Source organism: Rahnella ecdela (assembly GCF_019049625.1).
GTDB classification, from domain to species: domain Bacteria; phylum Pseudomonadota; class Gammaproteobacteria; order Enterobacterales; family Enterobacteriaceae; genus Rahnella; species Rahnella ecdela.
The window spans coordinates 1-16,991 of sequence record NZ_JAFMOY010000110.1 but is presented as its reverse complement, the minus strand read 5'-3'; the positions used below and the strand labels follow the sequence as shown (position 1 = coordinate 16,991).

Annotated in this window: 22 protein-coding genes and 1 other annotated feature; of the genes, 6 read left to right on the top strand and 16 right to left on the bottom strand. The window is 51.5% G+C overall.

From position 1 onward, the window contains the following. Positions 1–5: 5 nt before the first annotated feature. From J1784_RS04135 to J1784_RS04085, 12 genes are all read right to left on the bottom strand, one after another. Complete coding sequence (locus J1784_RS04135; RefSeq protein WP_217148149.1) at positions 6–356, bottom strand: GPW/gp25 family protein; 351 nt, start codon at positions 354–356, stop codon at positions 6–8. Further along, a complete protein-coding gene (locus J1784_RS04130; protein WP_217148148.1) occupies positions 353–994 on the bottom strand; it encodes a phage baseplate assembly protein V in 642 nt (213 codons plus the stop codon). Before J1784_RS04130 ends, J1784_RS04135 begins: the two co-directional genes overlap by 4 nt. Before the next feature lie 81 nt (positions 995–1,075). Beyond that, the gene (locus J1784_RS04125; protein WP_217148147.1) at positions 1,076–1,540 is read right to left on the bottom strand and encodes a phage tail protein; all 465 of its coding nucleotides are present in this window, start codon (positions 1,538–1,540) and stop codon (positions 1,076–1,078) included. After that, complete coding sequence (lysC, locus tag J1784_RS04120; RefSeq protein WP_238485382.1) at positions 1,503–1,748, bottom strand: Rz1-like lysis system protein LysC; 246 nt, start codon at positions 1,746–1,748, stop codon at positions 1,503–1,505. Before lysC ends, J1784_RS04125 begins: the two co-directional genes overlap by 38 nt. Further along, entirely contained in the window at positions 1,633–2,061 is a 429-nt protein-coding gene (lysB, locus tag J1784_RS26430; protein ID WP_238485381.1) for an Rz-like lysis system protein LysB, read from the bottom strand. Before lysB ends, lysC begins: the two co-directional genes overlap by 116 nt. Beyond that, a complete protein-coding gene (locus J1784_RS04115; protein WP_217148145.1) occupies positions 2,062–2,571 on the bottom strand; it encodes a lysozyme in 510 nt (169 codons plus the stop codon). Continuing rightward, positions 2,552–2,773, bottom strand: a complete 222-nt coding sequence (locus J1784_RS04110; RefSeq protein ID WP_217148144.1) for an HP1 family phage holin — start codon at positions 2,771–2,773, stop codon at positions 2,552–2,554. The genes J1784_RS04115 and J1784_RS04110 overlap by 20 nt, the downstream gene beginning before the upstream one ends. Beyond that, positions 2,764–2,967, bottom strand: a complete 204-nt coding sequence (locus J1784_RS04105; RefSeq protein ID WP_217148143.1) for a tail protein X — start codon at positions 2,965–2,967, stop codon at positions 2,764–2,766. Before J1784_RS04105 ends, J1784_RS04110 begins: the two co-directional genes overlap by 10 nt. A gap of 211 nt (positions 2,968–3,178) precedes the next feature. Next, on the bottom strand, positions 3,179–3,373 hold the full coding sequence (locus J1784_RS04100) for a hypothetical protein (RefSeq protein ID WP_217148142.1): 195 nt from the start codon (positions 3,371–3,373) through the stop codon (positions 3,179–3,181). Between the two features lie 136 nt (positions 3,374–3,509). Further along, positions 3,510–5,414 (bottom strand): replication endonuclease, encoded by a 1,905-nt coding sequence (locus J1784_RS04095; RefSeq protein WP_217148141.1) that lies wholly within the window; start codon positions 5,412–5,414, stop codon positions 3,510–3,512. Between the two features lie 93 nt (positions 5,415–5,507). Further along, positions 5,508–5,729, bottom strand: a complete 222-nt coding sequence (locus J1784_RS04090) for a TraR/DksA C4-type zinc finger protein (protein WP_217148140.1) — start codon at positions 5,727–5,729, stop codon at positions 5,508–5,510. Continuing rightward, the gene (locus J1784_RS04085; protein WP_217148139.1) at positions 5,729–6,004 is read right to left on the bottom strand and encodes a DUF5347 family protein; all 276 of its coding nucleotides are present in this window, start codon (positions 6,002–6,004) and stop codon (positions 5,729–5,731) included. The genes J1784_RS04090 and J1784_RS04085 overlap by 1 nt, the downstream gene beginning before the upstream one ends. A 132-nt stretch (positions 6,005–6,136) precedes the next feature. On the opposite strand from J1784_RS04085, the gene J1784_RS04080 reads away from it, so the two are divergent. From J1784_RS04080 to tyrA, 3 genes are all read left to right on the top strand, one after another. Then, positions 6,137–6,727 (top strand): phage repressor protein CI, encoded by a 591-nt coding sequence (locus tag J1784_RS04080; protein ID WP_217148138.1) that lies wholly within the window; start codon positions 6,137–6,139, stop codon positions 6,725–6,727. Positions 6,728–7,016: 289 nt separating this feature from the next. Continuing rightward, the gene (locus tag J1784_RS04075) at positions 7,017–8,093 is read left to right on the top strand and encodes a 3-deoxy-7-phosphoheptulonate synthase (protein WP_217148137.1); all 1,077 of its coding nucleotides are present in this window, start codon (positions 7,017–7,019) and stop codon (positions 8,091–8,093) included. Positions 8,094–8,099: 6 nt separating this feature from the next. Further along, a complete protein-coding gene (tyrA, locus tag J1784_RS04070; protein ID WP_217148136.1) occupies positions 8,100–9,221 on the top strand; it encodes a bifunctional chorismate mutase/prephenate dehydrogenase in 1,122 nt (373 codons plus the stop codon). An 82-nt stretch (positions 9,222–9,303) separates the two neighbouring features. Here the strand turns inward: tyrA and pheA are convergent, their stop codons facing one another. The 4 genes from pheA to bamD all read right to left on the bottom strand — a co-directional run bounded on the left by pheA (position 9,304) and on the right by bamD (position 12,174). Further along, complete coding sequence (gene pheA, locus J1784_RS04065) at positions 9,304–10,458, bottom strand: bifunctional chorismate mutase/prephenate dehydratase (protein ID WP_217148135.1); 1,155 nt, start codon at positions 10,456–10,458, stop codon at positions 9,304–9,306. Between the two features lie 53 nt (positions 10,459–10,511). Continuing rightward, positions 10,512–10,636, bottom strand: a sequence feature (Phe leader region). Further along, positions 10,588–10,635, bottom strand: a complete 48-nt coding sequence (locus J1784_RS26865) for a hypothetical protein (RefSeq protein ID WP_369794779.1) — start codon at positions 10,633–10,635, stop codon at positions 10,588–10,590. (Overlaps the previous feature by 48 nt.) A 134-nt stretch (positions 10,637–10,770) precedes the next feature. After that, complete coding sequence (raiA, locus tag J1784_RS04060; protein WP_095923447.1) at positions 10,771–11,112, bottom strand: ribosome-associated translation inhibitor RaiA; 342 nt, start codon at positions 11,110–11,112, stop codon at positions 10,771–10,773. 327 nt (positions 11,113–11,439) lie between these two features. Continuing rightward, positions 11,440–12,174: an outer membrane protein assembly factor BamD gene (gene bamD, locus J1784_RS04055; protein WP_112290596.1), complete on the bottom strand. Its 735-nt coding sequence runs from the start codon at positions 12,172–12,174 to the stop codon at positions 11,440–11,442. A gap of 130 nt (positions 12,175–12,304) precedes the next feature. Between bamD and rluD the strand changes: the two genes are divergently transcribed. The 3 genes from rluD to clpB all read left to right on the top strand — a co-directional run bounded on the left by rluD (position 12,305) and on the right by clpB (position 16,723). Continuing rightward, positions 12,305–13,282 (top strand): 23S rRNA pseudouridine(1911/1915/1917) synthase RluD, encoded by a 978-nt coding sequence (gene rluD, locus J1784_RS04050; RefSeq protein ID WP_120508996.1) that lies wholly within the window; start codon positions 12,305–12,307, stop codon positions 13,280–13,282. Then, positions 13,282–14,019: a purine nucleoside phosphorylase YfiH gene (yfiH, locus tag J1784_RS04045; protein WP_217148134.1), complete on the top strand. Its 738-nt coding sequence runs from the start codon at positions 13,282–13,284 to the stop codon at positions 14,017–14,019. Before rluD ends, yfiH begins: the two co-directional genes overlap by 1 nt. A 130-nt stretch (positions 14,020–14,149) precedes the next feature. Beyond that, positions 14,150–16,723: an ATP-dependent chaperone ClpB gene (clpB, locus tag J1784_RS04040; RefSeq protein ID WP_217148133.1), complete on the top strand. Its 2,574-nt coding sequence runs from the start codon at positions 14,150–14,152 to the stop codon at positions 16,721–16,723. Positions 16,724–16,991 lie beyond the last annotated feature (268 nt).

Below are 16,991 nucleotides of genomic sequence, written 5' to 3'. Positions count from 1 at the left end.
AAGTGTCAGCTCACAGGAATATTCAGGGAAAAATCCGTCGCCGTATCGTTACGGCTTCCGGTCAGTTCAATCACCATCTTGCCGTCGTAACCAGTGTCGAAAGTGATAGAGGTCAGCGAAACGCGCGGTTCCCACTGCAACAGGGCGGTGTAACACACGGCCATCATCTGTAACCGCAGGGCGCCGTTTTGCGGCTGGTCAATCAGCTCAGAAAGCAGCGAGCCGTAATTGCGGCGCATTACTCTGGAACCCACCGGCGTATTTAAAATGTCGCTGACGGACTGGCGGATATGGTCGAGATCTTCGATGGCCATTCCGTTACTTCTGTCCATCCCCAGGTATTTCGGATTACTCATTGCGGGCCTCCTGTCTGACCACCGCCGGTCTGAACACCGCTGTGTCGGTGGGTGTGCACAACGATGCCGTTGGATGTCAGGCTACCGCCGCTGTGGGTTAAGTTGCCGGTCAGTGTGCCGCCTTGTTTAACTTCAAGGGAGCCGGTGGTCAGTTTGCTGGTGCAAACCACTTCCGGCGTATCCAGCGTAATGCGTGTGCTGGCGGTACAGCGGATTTCGGGTGCCGTGACCTCTACCTTCTGCGAGGCGTTAATCACGGCGGTTTTTATGCCTGTCACTTTCAGGGCGCTTTGTGCCGGTTCATATTCAAAAACGGCGCCGTCCGGGAAAGCCATGTGAACGGCGTCTGGCGAATCTGATGGCGCGGGTGAGGCATCGGAGAATACAGCCGGTAATACGAAAGCGGTGTTCAGCTCGCCACCCATCGAGAGCAGCAAAACCTGCTCGCCGACGGAAGGCGCCCACCAGCTGCGTGCTCGCCCGGCGCGATGTGTCATCCACGGCAGCCAGGCCGTCACATTATTGCCCGTCGCGACACGGCAACGGGCGTTGGCCAGATCCAGTTCTGAGACCTTGCCGATGCGCACCAGATTGCCAATCAGCCGCATTATGTCGTTGAGTTGAAGAGTCGTATTCATGGGATAAAGGATGCCGTTTCAGAGGGTTGAGCGACAACCGGTGACCGTTCGGCCGCGGCTGACACAACAAGGTTCACCGGGTTATACCGTCCAGCTGCTGATCAGTTCTCCGTTGAGATAAACCTGGCGTGGCAACGACGCGTTCTCCGGCATTGGTGGTTCAGGCAGATGAATGATGGTGCGCACATCTTCTTCATAGGAAACCCGGACGCGCTCGGTCAGCTGTAGCGTCAGCACCAGAGTTTTCTCCTGCTGCGTAAAGGTGAAGTCAGTGAGCCGGTTTGCAGCGTTGCCGGAAATTTCAGGCTGATTAACTTGCAACCAGTCGAGAATAACGACCACCACTTGATCGACCAGGGCTTCGCTGAGAACTGCGTCATCACTGACGGTCAGCGTCAGCGGATAACGATATTCAAACGAAAGTGAAGCGGCAGATGTCGCGACTATCTGGCCTGCGCCGGTGGCGTTCACCAGTTTGTCCGGCGAGGCTGAGAGCAGCGGCACCTGTTCAATGAGCCTTTGTTGCAGCTGAATGGGTTTTTGCATGTTGTGCCTCCTGACACTTTTTAATGGCTTCAATTTGTAAGCCGCACTCCATCAGCGCTGATTCCAGCTGGAGGATGTCGGCACTCAGATCTTCATTCGTGGCCGGTTTGCTGGCGGGTATCGGGCATGAGCTGACCGGTGGACAGCCAATGTAAATAATCGCTGGCGGAGCTGAAGGCGGGGCGCTGGTGCAGCCGGCTAATATCATCAGGCAGCCCGGAATCAGCCCACTGACGGGTTTGCAGATTTTCATGGAGGCTCCTCTGCCTTTGCTTTTCACGGTTTTGCATCACCTGGTTGGCGGTACTCAGGTCTTCGCGTAACGCCAGTTCAGCCTGCTCGCGCTGGCGCATTTGCAGATTCAGGGCAGTAATCAGCTGTTCCCGTTGTTGCAGCTGAACCGTCAGGGCGTCGCGTTGCAGCCCGACAATGTTGAAGTCATGCTGCAATGAGCGGTTAGAAAGCAACAGGATGGCGATCAGTAAAACCATCCCGGCGAGAAGTACTGGTAACAGGCGCATTCAGACCCCTTTCAGACAGACGATACGTTCAGCGTTTCTCCTGCGTTCCAGTCCGCGGTTACGTACACCATTAACGAAAACCCAGCGCGGCAACTGGTCGCAGGCTTGTTGCCATTGTTGGTGATTGATAAAAAACGCCAGCGTGGATTGACAGGCGGCACCGGTACCGACGTTAAAACTGAACGACACGACGGCATCAAAAACCGGTTGCGGCATCGTCATCCGCATACATTTTTTTACGGTGCGCTCTGTCTGCTGAATATCTGCCAGCAGGTTTTCAGCGGCCTGATGTTCGGAAATGGTTTGCGCCGGTTTAACGCCAGCCGTGTGGCCGATACCGCTGGTCCACACACCGGCGCTGCACTGGTAGGGTTGCAACTGACAGCCTTCAAAATCAGTGATCAGCCGTAATCCTTCTTCCGAAACCTGCAACGACAGGTAACCCGGCAATGCCGCCATCAGCCCCAAAACGACGGCGGCGCGACAGCGTTTAAGAGTTGAGGTTTTCATAGGTGTCTTTGCTCAGGCCGCTGCGTGCCAGCAACTGGTAGCTTTTGCGCCGGTAATACCAGTTGATCAGAAACGTTCCGACACCGACGCATGAGCCGACCAGAAAAGCGACATCCTGCGATGTCAGGCTGGCGAGCCAGGTCAGCGAGGTGGCAATAAAATAGGCACAGCCTGAACTGATGCGCTCAGTATTCAGTCCCATAATTTGATCGTTTCCTGAACCGGTTGTTCTGGAATGTCAGGCAGTTCGATGGCTGTGCCATGAGGCAATAACGGGCCTAAATCAGCGATGCCTTTATTGGCGGCGTAGACTTTTTCGACCACCGCGGCGGTACGGTTGTAATAACGCCAGCAGAGGGAGTCGAGGGTATCGCCCTGTTGCGCATAGACTTTCATGGGTTTTCTCCGCGAGTGAGTGAGGGAGTCAGTCGGTGAGTTAAGTCTGCGCAATCGGGCGCGGGGCAGCAATCTGGAAGGGATGTGAAACGACTGGCACAACAGAGAAGCGGACAAATAAGACAGGGAGATGGCGGGGCGCTTAGTCCGGAGGAAAACCGGTCGGGCAAGCGCCAGCAAAGTTGACTACTTCCGCCGCAGGATCTGGCAATCAGTGAGCGTCGTCGGTCCCCCCGTGGTAGCAGACCGTGGCCTGATTTTCGTCAGTCAGCGCCCGGCTGGCCAGCTCTGAGATCAGCGACATGACGACCAGAAATTCTTTTGGATTGCATTGTGCCGTCTGTGATATGTCTGCGATCAATTGTATCCTGGACAGCGTTAGCTGTTGTTTAGTCAGGTTTTCCATTTTCTCCCCTCGCCAGATACTGTGTTTATATACAGTATTCTTTAATTGATCTAATACGTCAACACTCAGGGCATTTTAAAAAATATAATTCCTTGAATTTAAGGCTGAATTTTTATTGGCACTTTTTTTGTGGTGATTAAGGGTTATCTGCGACGGGAGGCGATCCACAGTTATTGACAGAACTCCAAGGCAGGTGAATCACCGGTATTTCTGCTGAAGAAGGCCGGTGACGGACAATCCGCCACTGTTCGGTGTGTGTCAGAAAAATAAGCGAAGCACCAAGGTGGGGGGCGTAAATGCCGACCACTTTGTTACGGGGCTCGCCGTAGGTATTAGTTTCTCCACTGAGCTGGCGCGCAACGCGAACCCTTTGCTCTTTTCGCGGAATATGTATACCGCCCTGTGCCTGAATATACCCGGCAAAATCCCCCTGGTCGGCGGCGCTGCGGACGTCCTCCACCTTTGAATCAAAACGGTGGCTCAGGTTCTGATGCCTGATCCGTCTGCATTCCCGCCAGGCACCTACCGAGGGGATGCCAATTGCGTGAAATTGCGGGATCCGCCACGTCGATGCCCAGGAAGTCACGGCCGTGGCGACATCTGTCAGTAAGCGTCCGGAGTCAAAATCCGTTTCGCCATCCAGAGCGTAACCATCAATATTCTTGGCGACGTATTTCGCGATATATCCGGCTGCGCCGCCACGGTTGAGCGGCTTGCAATTGAAACGTGATGCCTCAGCGCCCGGTTCATCGGGGTCTTCTTCCAGCGCGTAACGGCGCATAACCTCGGTCACTTTCTGCTGCTGTTCCGGTGGCGTAAACAACATCATATGCCAGTGCGGTGTACCGTCATGATGCGGTTCGACGACGCGCACGCCATACACTTTCAGGTTCCGGTCTTTAAAAGTGGTGCGGATTCTTGCCCAGACGGCGACGAGATAACGCTGGGCATCCTTGGGAGTAAAAGCGTGCCTCACCCATTTCTGATTAAAAACGGGTGAGGATCCGGCGCCGGTGGTTTTCATCGGGTGATATTTAGACGGCGTGGTCAGGGTGATAAACAACCCGCAATCGCGTTGCTGGTCAGCGACATCTTCGACACCGGCGATCAGCGTCATCAGCTCCATGCGGCGAAGTTTAGGGTTAGAAATGCTGGCTAATACGGTATCCAGCAGGCTCAGCGTTTCACCCGATTCGACATTTTCGAGCTGACATTGTTTCAGGTAATTAACGGCGGATAGGCGGCGTGACACTACATCACGGATGGCGTTTTTACTGGCGTACGGCGACGTGGCGCGGCTGACATAGCCGCAGGCTATCATCAGGGCTTCGCGCCACAAACGCTGCTTTGAACGCAATTGTTTTTCCCACCAGTCGCCGCTGACCAGACGGGAAATACTGGCGACAGCTGAATGCGCGGTCAGGCGGCCTTTTTTCCACGCTTGCCAATAAAGCGGCTGTACGCGGCACGCCAGGGCCATTGCTGCTATATGTCCGTAAATTTCGCGCTGCGTGCTGTCCTGCAACAATACGTCGGGTTGGTCAGGCCGGTTTTGCAACCAGCATTCGCAGTGAAATTCATACACATCTTGCATATGCACAGCCAGCTTGTTAGCCAGCCTTCTCAGACTGTCATCATTAAGATCAGGCAGCCGGTTAAACGTTTCTTCTTCCATGAGTAGCTTTTGCGAGATCTGATGATTCAAAGTATTCCGTACATTCACTTGCTGAATACGCGGCCACAATCGTTGCGTAAAAACCGTCATCAGGAAATTAACCGCCGCGCGAACTCCCTTTGTTTCCAGCAAATACTTATACCGCTGGTGTAACGGCGTGCGCAGGCAACGGGGCAGCTTCGTCAGCCGGGAAAGGGCGGTTTGCTGGCGCTGACAGAAATCATGGGTAAGCGGTTTTTCCAGCGGGCTGCTCAGCGCCGGACGCGGAGCATTCCACCACCATTTGCCAGCGAAAGTTTGTCCGGATGTCTGGTTTAAACCCGGCAACGTCGAAGGAGAATTTCGGGTGAATATATTCTCTGACATAAACGTTCTCCGAAAATAAGAATATAAAAATCCTTCCGGAAATAATGTTATTTCCAGCGTGGCGGTAAATTTTAGCGATGTTAATGGGGTGGGTTATACGGGCCGGTAATTCTTTCTTTTAATTTCCTCTATTTCCTGGCACTCAATACATCGTTGTACACCGTGAATGATTTTCCTGCGTAGTTCCGCAATGGGAGTATCACAATCAACGCAGAAGAGGGCTGACGGTGCTGTCTGCGAACGGATTGCCTGCGTAATCTGTGCTTCGAGAATTTTTAACTGATACTCCTGCGATTCATCTATCCAGTCTGCCATCAGTAAAGTTCTCCTTTAAATATCGCCGTGAAATGGCGAAGTGATAATAAAGCCTGCGTTATTTTCATCTGTTCCTCATCATTTAACTGTGAATAAGTCAGTAAGGTGTGATGGCGTTTAAGACCGGCGTGAAAACATAAGGTGAGTTTCCATTTTTCACTGGCCTGATCATAAATAATCGCAACCGGATCCTTACTCTGAGCGAAATAGGTTTCTTTCATATGAGCGATATGGCGCAGACCGGTCTGGCGCTGCTGCTCTGTTCCTAAAAACATCGCGTCTCCTTATTTCTCCACGGCGGCGTAAATTTGGTATCATGTGCGTCTGTCGGTACATTACATAATCAATCTAAACTCGCATTTGCGAGTTGTCAAGATGATATTTACAGATTCAGGGGTTTTCGCCAGATGCAATTAGATGAACTTGAAGGTGGAAAAGCCGTTCTGACGCGTATGCTTCAGGCTTACGGCTTTAGCATGCAGAAGGAACTGGGGGATCTGTACGGTTTGTCATCTGGAACGATAAGCACCTGGGTAAGAAGAGATTATTTCCCCGGAGATGTGGTCGTAGCCTGTGCGCTGGATACTGGCGTTTCATTACGCTGGCTGGCGACAGGCAAGGGTAACATGCAGGATTCGGCGCTTTCAGGCGCGGCTGCGTCTGGTGACATCCGTCAACTTAAAAAGTTGAGATTGCGCGGCGGGGCGCTGGAAGAAGAAGGTGTCTGGTCTGCCGATCCTTCGTTGCTGGACGATTCATTGGGTCAGCCTGCTTATGTCGTGAAAGGCCATCATTCGTGGATTATCGATCTGGGCAGCACACATCCGGGCAATGGCCGCTGGTTGCTGGATATCGATGGTGATCTGGATGTATATGATGTGGCTCGTATTCCCGGTAATCGTCTGAGCGTGACGCGTCAGGAAAGTCATTTCGAATGTGGCGTGGATGAAGTGACTGCTCTGGGGCAGGTATTTATTACTCTGGATCGTAACCTTTAAATTATGTCTCCTCGGCAGCGCCCTGTTGCTGAGGATATTAACTGCCATATCTCTCTTTCCCCTGTTCTGAATCCCCGTGAGTTCCCAGTTAACCCGTATGTAACAATTACGGTACACCCGCATCGACTCAGATTCTCTTTATGTAAAGTTTACTTTCCGTTTGGTGCTCTTGATTGGTGGATTGGTAATGTTTAGTTTACAAGTAAGGCTTGATAAGTTTACGAGCTGTGTTAATGTTGTCCGCAGATGCCTCCCGGGCAGCCCATTATCCTTATAGCGGAACACGATCATGCAAAAAGACGCCCTGAATAATGTTCACATCACAGCTGAACAAATCCTTATCACTCCTGAAGAGCTGAAAAACCGTTTTCCTCTGAGCGTCAGTGACGAAAATAGTATTTCCGAAGCACGTAAAACCATCGCCGATATCGTTCACGGTCGTGATCCTCGTCTTCTGGTGGTGTGTGGCCCTTGTTCAATTCATGACGTTGATGCGGCGCTCGATTATGCACGTCACCTGAAAACACTGGCAGCAGAGCTGAGCGATCGTTTGTACATCGTGATGCGCGTTTACTTTGAAAAACCGCGTACCACTGTTGGCTGGAAAGGGTTGATTAACGATCCGCACATGGACGGTACGTTTGATGTGGAAGCAGGGCTGCACATTGCCCGTGATTTACTGCTGCAACTGGTCGGCATGGGTTTACCGCTGGCAACAGAAGCGCTGGATCCGAACAGTCCGCAATACTTAGGCGATCTGTTCAGCTGGTCAGCAATCGGCGCGCGTACCACTGAATCCCAGACTCACCGCGAAATGGCGTCGGGTCTGTCGATGCCGGTTGGTTTCAAGAATGGCACTGATGGCAGCCTGGGCACGGCGATCAACGCCATGCGTGCCGCTGAAATGGCACACCGTTTTGTGGGCATCAATCAGGCCGGTCAGGTTTGTCTGTTGCAGACTCAAGGCAACCCGGACGGGCATGTGATTTTACGTGGCGGTAAAACCCCGAATTACAGCGATCAGGATGTTCAGGCTTGTGAAAAACAGATGACCGGCGCGGGACTCCGTCCTTCCTTGATGATAGATTGCAGTCACGGTAACTCAAACAAAGACTATCGTCGCCAGCCTGTTGTGGCTCAGTCCGTCATCGATCAGATTAAAGCCGGTAACCGCTCTATCACAGGGCTGATGCTGGAAAGTCATCTGAACGAAGGCAGCCAGTCTTCTGAACAACCACGTTCAGAAATGAAATACGGCGTGTCTGTTACAGATGCTTGTATTAACTGGGAAACGACAGAAGACTTGTTGCGTAAGATGCATCAGGAACTGGGCGATGCGCTGGCGGCACGAATCGCAGGAGAGTAAGTTTTTATGGTGGCAGAACTTAACGCGTTACGCGATCAGATCGACGACGTTGATAAAGCGTTGTTAGATCTCTTATCACGGCGTCTTGCGCTGGTGGCAGAAGTCGGGGAAGTAAAAAGCCGTTATGGTTTGCCGATTTATGTGCCTGAACGTGAAGCCGCGATGCTGGCTTCACGCCGTCAGGAAGCGCAGAACCTCGGTGTTCCGCCGGACCTGATTGAAGATGTATTGCGCCGCGTGATGCGTGAGTCCTACTCAAGCGAAAACGATAAAGGCTTCAAAACCCTGCATCCGGCGCTGCGTCCGGTAGTGATTATCGGCGGCAACGGGCAGATGGGGCGTCTGTTCACCCGTTTGCTGGAGCTTTCCGGTTATCAGGTAAAAGTGCTGGAGCAGGAAGACTGGCCGCAGGCAGAAACATTGCTGGCCGATGCCGGTATGGTGATTGTCAGCGTGCCAATCCATCTGACCGAAGAAGTGATCGCCCGTCTGCCGAAGTTGCCTGATGACTGTATTCTGGTGGATCTGGCGTCGGTGAAAAACCGTCCTCTACAGGCGATGCTGGCGGTACATGAAGGGCCGGTTCTTGGCCTGCATCCGATGTTTGGCCCGGATGTCAGCAGCCTGGCAAAACAGGTTGTGGTTTATTGCGATGGTCGCGAACCGCAGGCGTATCAGTGGTTACTCGAGCAGTTGCAGGTCTGGGGCGCACGGTTGCATAAAATCAGCGCCGTTGAGCATGACCAAAACATGGCGTTCATTCAGGCGCTGCGACACTTCGCGACCTTTGCATATGGTTTGCATTTGTCCGAAGAGAATGTGCAAATCGAACAGTTGCTGGCGTTGTCTTCCCCGATTTACCGTCTCGAACTGGCGATGGTCGGGCGATTGTTTGCGCAGGATCCACAGCTTTACGCTGACATTATTATGTCGTCAGAAAGTAATCTGGCGCTGATTAAACGTTACTATCACCGTTTTGGTGACGCGCTTGCCCTGCTGGAAAGCGGCGATAAGCAGGCCTTTATTGATAAATTTAGAAAGGTTGAGCACTGGTTTGGCGATTATGCGCCACGTTTCCTGAAAGAAAGCGGTGCGTTGCTGAGACAGGCCAATGACAACCGCAAGTAAGTTGTCCTGAAACGAGAAAAGGGCGCTGCCACTGTGTGCAGCGCCCTTTTTGTTGGCGGGAAATTACAGGTTGTTTGTGAAGTTACAAATCAACAGAGACGACGTTTTCGCTTGGATAACAGCCGAGCACTTTCAGAGAACGTGTGATAGGAGCCAGATCCTTTAGCGCCTTTTTCATCTCTTCTGAGCGCAGGTTAGCCTGCACATCGATATAAAACATCTCTTCCCACGGATTGCCGTTAATCGGACGAGATTCCAGTTTTGTCATGATAATACCCTGATCACGCAGCACCAGAAGCGCATTAACCAGTGCGCCTGCCTGCTGGCCGGTCGCCATAATCAGCGTGGTTTTCGCCGGAACCTGATCCGTCACTTCAATCGCTTTGCGCGCCAGAATAATGAAGCGGGTGATGTTTTCCTGCTGGTTCGCCAGATTATGTTCAAGCACCTGCAGTTTATACAGCGCGCCACCGGCTTCGCTGCCGAGCGCCGCTACATGTGGAGAATTGGCAGCGGCCACTTTTTCCATCGCCGCTGCGGTGCTTTCACAGTATTCAATTTTCCAGTGAGGGAAACGGTTGATGAACTGGCTGCATTGCTGGAAAGGCTGCGGATGGCTGTAAACCGTCTGAATCTGAGACAAATCAGTGTCTGTCGCGACCAGCACGCAATGATTGATAGGATTGGTCAGCTCACCAACAATCGACAGGCTGGTGTGTTGCAGAAGGTCGTAAACGTCATTGATTGAACCGGAACTGGTATTTTCGATCGGCAATACCGCGTAATCGGCCTGACCGGTTTCTACCTGAGAGAAAATGTCCTGGAATTTCTGGCAACCGCATTCGATGAACTGCTCGAAATGTCGCGCGGCAAACTGGCGCGCTGCAAGATGTGAATAGGAACCTTTCGGGCCGAGGAAGGCGATACGGGCGGAGTCAGAAGGGGTTTGATTGAGATGCTGCTGAAGGAGAGCCTGCTGAGTCAGAACGGAATCTTCAATAATCAGCTGATATACCCGGGTGATATAATGACCGTCCAGTCCCTGTTTTTTCCCTTCCTGAATCAATGCGTTAATCAGTTCAATTTCACGTTCTTTATCGCGAATAGGGCGGTGAGAGTGCATTTTGGATTGCGCGACTTCAATCGCCATTGTGCGTCGCTCTGCCAGCAGGGCCAGTAGTTTCAGGTCTAATGCGCTGATGCGTTCGCGCAGAGCCAGTAATGAGTTCTCGGTCATGTTGTTACCCTTTTAGATGTTCTTTCTTTCAGCAAAATGTGTAAAACGCAGGCATAAAAAAAGCCCCCTTTTCAGGAGGCTTTGTTGTTCGTCTTCGCATTCATTCTTTCGCGACGAAACGCCTCCCAATCAGGGGAAGGTAAAAAAGAATGCGAAGAAAAACAGACGGGTATTCATGTGTGCGTTGTTTCCATAAGTTTGAGCAGAGTCTTAAAGTAACCGCTGGGTTTTCCCCGTGTCAATAAAATTTCCTCTGGACACAAAAAACGCGCTCCTTTGAGCGCGTTGTGAACTGCCTTTCCGATAAGCCGGTTATTCCTCTTCCTGCACCGGTTCCAGATTGAGTTCTTTGACGCCGGATTCTGCACGGCGGGCTTCACCCTTGTGCTGCGCTTTATTGAGCTGACGCTCAAGTTTAGTGGTCATTTCGTTAATCGCAGCGTACATATCATCGTGCGTAGCACTGGCAACCAGTTTTCCGTTTGGTGTACTGATGGTCGCATCGGCGACAAATCCCTGAGGTTCTTTCGACAGGATTATGTGCGGGTTAATGAGCTGAGTTTGCCATTTATCCAGTTTTTTCAGACGGCCTTCGATGTGTTCACGAATCGCGGCGGTGATGTCCATTTGTTTACTGGTAATGTTGACTGTCATATGACTTACCTCTCTTATTTCCGTCTCCGATGAATCCAACATACCAGCCTTTTTTATGAATTGCCTGCCCAAAACCGCGGTTTTTTGTCACTTTTTGTCAACTTTGAAGTTTATGTGACGCAGGGTAATTAATGGCCGGAAAGGCCTTGAGACTTCGCTAAGGAGCAGGCATGATTGATGGGATCAGTGCATTATCTTTTACGTTTTTTGCCCATCCTTTCACTCATCGCATTCACTCTTCTCTGGCTTTTCCTCAATCAAACTCTGAATAAAAGCCAAAAAAAACGGCAGCCTGAGCTACCGTTTGTGTATGCGGACATTTTAAAATTATGCTGCGTTATTGGCCGCAATAATTTTCGCCACTTTATCAGCCTGGTTGTTCAGCTGCAGTTCGCGATAGGCACTTTCCATCAACGGCAGCGCATCATGCGTCGCTTTCGTGTCCGGGTAATCTTTCAGCATTTGCTCAACACGGTTAACAACAGCGACGTAAGCACCGCGTTTAGTGTAGTATTGCACCACTGACAGCTCGTATTTCGCCAAACGATCTTTCAGGAATACCAAACGTTTAGTCGCGTCAGTGGCGTACTGGCTGTTTGGATACGTGTGGATCAGCTGGCTGAAATCGCGGAATGCTGCACGTGCATGCTGCGGATCACGGTCTGAACGATCAACACCGAAGAATCCTTGCAGCGCACTGTCATCCAACGCCATATCCGTTAAACCACGCATATACATGACGTAGTCGATGTTTGGATGGGTTGGGTTCAGACGCATAAAGCGATCAATAGAAGCCTGAGCCATAGGCAAGTCAGCAGACTTGTAATAGGCATAAATCAGATCTAACTGAACTTGCTGCGAGTAAGGCCCAAACGGATAGCGGTTATCCAGCGCTTCTAATTGCGCAATCGCGCCTTTAAAGTTACCGTCCTGCAGCTTTTGCTGGGCAGTGGCATAAAGGACGTTAGGCGGGTTATCGGGAACCGTTTCTTTGGAACTGGAGCAACCGACCAGCGCCAGGCTCAACGTGGCTGCTGCCACCAGATATTTCACACGCGTCATGACGTTTTGATTATCCTCAGGTGTTATTCTGGGAGACTGTCCGTTAAGCTCCCGACAAAGACCAGCTACAATAGCACATTATTTTAAACGGCATCGCCGTGAAAACCCAACGTTAACCAAGAAGCTGCATATGGCACAACAAGTACAACTCACCGCAACGGTGGCCGAATCTCAACTCGGTCAACGGTTAGATCAGGCTTTGGCCGAATTGTTCCCTGATTATTCAAGATCTCGCATAAAAGATTGGATCCTTGAAGACAGGGTCACGGTCAATGGCAAAAAAGTGACCAAACCAAAAGAAAAAGTGTTGGGTGGCGAGGCTATCGCAATCGATGCGCAAATTGAAGAAGAAGCGCGTTGGCTGCCACAAGATATCCCTTTAGATATCGTGTATGAAGATAACGATATTTTAGTCATCAATAAACCCCGCGATCTGGTTGTTCATCCGGGCGCCGGTAATCCTGATGGCACGGTACTGAATGCGTTGCTGCATTATTACCCGGCAATCATTGATGTTCCGCGTTGCGGCATAGTTCACCGTCTCGATAAAGATACCACGGGTCTGATGGTCGTCGCGAAGTCAGTTCCTGCACAAACGCATCTGGTGACCGCACTTCAGGCTCGCGAAATTACCCGCGAATATGAAGCCGTCGCGATTGGTACAATGACGGCAGGCGGCACGGTGAATGAGCCGATTGCGCGCCATTCCACCAAGCGTACGCACATGGCGGTTCACCCGACGGGCAAACCAGCGACTACGCACTATCGCATTATGGAGCATTTCCGTGCCCATACGCGCCTGCGTCTGCGTCTTGAATCCGGTCGTACGCACCAGATCCGTGTGCATATGGCGCACATTAACCACCCTCTGTTGGGCGATCAGCTTTATGGTGGCCGCCCGCGTCTGCCGAAAGGCGCTTCCGAAGCATTTATCAATATGCTTCGCGGCTTTGACCGACAGGCTCTTCACGCGACCATGCTGCGTCTTTATCATCCGGTAACCGGTATTCAGATGGAATGGCATGCACCACTTCCTCAGGATATGGTTGACCTGATCACGGCACTTAAAGCGGATACCGAAGAGTTCAAGGACCAGATGAACTGGTAATGAGCGCGCTTATCCTGCCTCAGTGGCCGCAACCGGCATCGGTGCGGTCATGTGCGACAACCCGCGAAGGAGGCGTCAGTCTGCCTCCTTACGGTGAGCTAAACCTCGGCAGCCATGTCGGGGATTCTCCTGAACATGTTGCTTTAAACCGTCAGCGGTTAATCGAACTGGGCGGCCTGCCCGCTGCGCCACACTGGCTGGAACAGGTTCATGGCACCGACGTTGTTCATTTATCGACACAAACTCCCCCTGTTCCCACTCAGATTGCCGATGCGGCTTATACCCGCGAGCCTGGAGTTGTCTGTGCAGCAATGACAGCGGATTGTTTACCGGTTCTGTTTTGCAGCAAAAATGGTGATGAAGTGGCAGCGGCGCATGCGGGCTGGCGGGGTTTATGTGCGGGCGTGTTAGAAAATACGGTTGCCTGCTTTGATGCTTTCCCCGCAGATATCATGGCGTGGATGGGACCTGCAATTGGCCCTGCGCATTTTGAAGTTGGCGGGGAAGTACGCGAAGCCTTTATGGCAGTGAACAGTGATGCATCCGTTGCTTTTACCCCTGCGGGTCCCAAATTTATGGCCGACATATATCAGTTAGCCAGATTACGTTTACAGGCCGCCGGTCTCACCGCTATCTATGGCGGCGGGTATTGCACTGTGACCGACAGCCACAAATTTTACTCTTACCGGCGCGACGGAGTGACAGGACGGCTGGCAAGTTTAATTTGGCTGATATAACCTATCGAATCAAGACGATCCATCGCGCATAACAGCAGTCCTCCGAATATACTGCCAAGATAACCTTGAAAACGTGAGGGTTGACCTCATCTAATCTCCAGTAGCAATTTTGTTCAGTATTGGAGGTGTTATGCGTCTGGATCGTCTTACCAGCAAATTCCAGCTTGCCCTCGCGGATGCTCAGTCACTCGCGCTCGGGCGCGACAATCAATTTATCGAACCTGTTCACCTGATGAGCGCTTTGCTCACGCAGGAAGGCGGGACCGTTCGTCCTTTATTTACCGCGGCTGGGGTCGATACCCAGAAACTGCGCACGGACGTTGATCAGGCTTTGGGGCGTTTGTCGCAAGTTGAAGGTACAGGTGGTGATGTTCAACCATCTAATGAACTGGTACGTGTTTTAAATCTTTGTGACAAATTGGCACAACAACGTGCTGATACCTTTATTTCTTCAGAACTGTTTGTTCTGGCAGTGATGAAAGACCGCGGCTCTTTAACGGATGTGTTAAAAGCCTGCGGCGCAACGGCCGAGAAAATTACTGCGGCTATCGATCAAATGCGTGGAGGTGAGAAAGTGGATGACCAGAATGCCGAAGACCAACGTCAGGCATTGAAAAAATTCACTATCGATCTGACCGAACGCGCCGAGCAGGGCAAACTGGATCCGGTCATCGGTCGTGATGAAGAAATTCGCCGGACTATTCAGGTTCTGCAACGTCGTACCAAGAATAACCCGGTTTTGATTGGTGAGCCAGGTGTCGGTAAAACCGCGATTGCGGAAGGTCTGGCACAGCGCATCATTAATGGTGAAGTGCCGGAAGGCCTGAAAAATAAACGTGTGCTTTCATTAGATATGGGCGCGCTGGTGGCCGGTGCTAAATATCGCGGTGAATTTGAAGAACGTCTGAAAGGCCTGCTGAGCGATCTGGCGAAACAGGAAGGCAATGTCATTCTGTTTATCGACGAACTGCACACCATGGTCGGCGCGGGTAAAGCTGATGGCGCAATGGATGCCGGGAATATGCTGAAACCGGCTCTGGCGCGTGGCGAACTTCACTGCGTGGGCGCGACGACATTAAATGAATATCGTCAGTTTATAGAGAAGGATGCGGCGTTAGAGCGTCGTTTCCAGAAAGTATTTGTTGCCGAGCCTTCTGTTGAAGATACCATCGCGATTTTGCGTGGTTTGAAAGAACGCTACGAGCTGCATCACCATGTCCAGATTACTGACCCGGCTATTGTGGCGGCGGCAACCTTATCGCACCGTTATATCTCGGATCGTCAGTTACCGGATAAAGCAATCGACCTTATAGATGAAGCAGCATCAAGTATTCGTATGCAGATGGACTCTAAACCGGAGTCTCTGGACCGTCTCGAACGCCGTATTATCCAGCTTAAACTGGAACAACAGGCTCTGAAGAAAGAATCTGATGACGCCAGTGTGAAACGTCTTGAGATGCTGGAAACTGAGCTTAACCAGAAAGAGCGTGAATATTCTGAGCTGGAAGAAGAGTGGAAAGCAGAGAAAGCTTCTCTGACCGGCACACAGAATATTAAAGCGGAACTGGAACAGGCGAAGATTACGCTCGAGCAGGCACGCCGCGTTGGCGACCTGGGGCGCATGTCAGAATTGCAGTACGGGAAAATCCCTGAACTGGAAAAACAACTGGCAGCCGCGACTCAGGCAGAAGGTAAAACCATGAAGCTGCTGCGCAACCGCGTGACAGATGTGGAAATTGCTGACGTGCTGGCGCGCTGGACCGGCATTCCGGTGGCACGCATGCTGGAAAGCGAACGTGAAAAACTCCTGCGTATGGAAGAAGAACTGCACAACCGCGTGATTGGTCAGAACGAAGCGGTAGAAGCGGTATCGAATGCGATTCGTCGAAGTCGTGCAGGATTGTCGGATCCAAACCGTCCGATCGGGTCATTCCTGTTCCTCGGTCCGACTGGTGTGGGTAAAACAGAGCTGTGTAAAGCGCTGGCGACATTCCTGTTTAACAGTGATGACGCGATGGTCCGCATCGATATGTCAGAGTTTATGGAGAAACACTCCGTTTCACGTCTGGTTGGTGCGCCTCCGGGTTATGTGGGTTATGAAGAAGGTGGCTACCTGACCGAAGCGGTTCGTCGTCGTCCTTACTCCGTCATCTTATTAGATGAAGTAGAGAAGGCGCACCCGGATGTATTCAACATCTTATTACAGGTGCTCGATGACGGTCGCCTAACTGACGGGCAGGGCAGAACGGTCGACTTCCGTAATACGGTTGTCATCATGACCTCTAACCTGGGTTCTGACATTATTCAGCAGCATTTTGGTGAGGCCAGCTATGCGCAGATGAAAGAATCGGTCATGGAAGTGGTCACGCACAGCTTCCGTCCGGAATTCATCAACCGTATAGATGAGGTTGTTGTGTTCCATCCGCTGGGGCATGCGCATATTAAAAATATCGCTAAGATTCAGCTGGAACGTTTATATAAACGTCTGGAAGAACATGGCTACTCGGCAACGCTGACCGATGCGGCTCTCGAGTTGCTGGGGAATACCGGGTTCGATCCGGTTTATGGTGCGCGTCCGTTGAAACGTGCCATCCAGCAGGAGATTGAGAACCCGCTGGCTCAGCAAATCTTGTCGGGCAAGCTGATTCCAGGTAAGCCAATTACCGTTGATGTGGAAAATGATCACATCGTCGCAAGACAATAATTAGCTTTTCGAGAAACTAAAACGGGCTCCGGAGCACTCCGGAGCCCGTTTTTTATGCATAATTTGTTCGTTATTAATTCATTTGGTGAATTTATGGACGGTTGAAAAGAAAAATGAAATTAGCCCTTGCGGCCTGCTGAGAACTCCCTATAATGCCGCTCCATCGACAGGGAACAACGTGAACAACATCACGAAGTCACCGGGTCGGAAAGATTAAAAACAGCGGCAACCGAATGAAATAAACGGTTGACACTGAATGAGGAAAGCG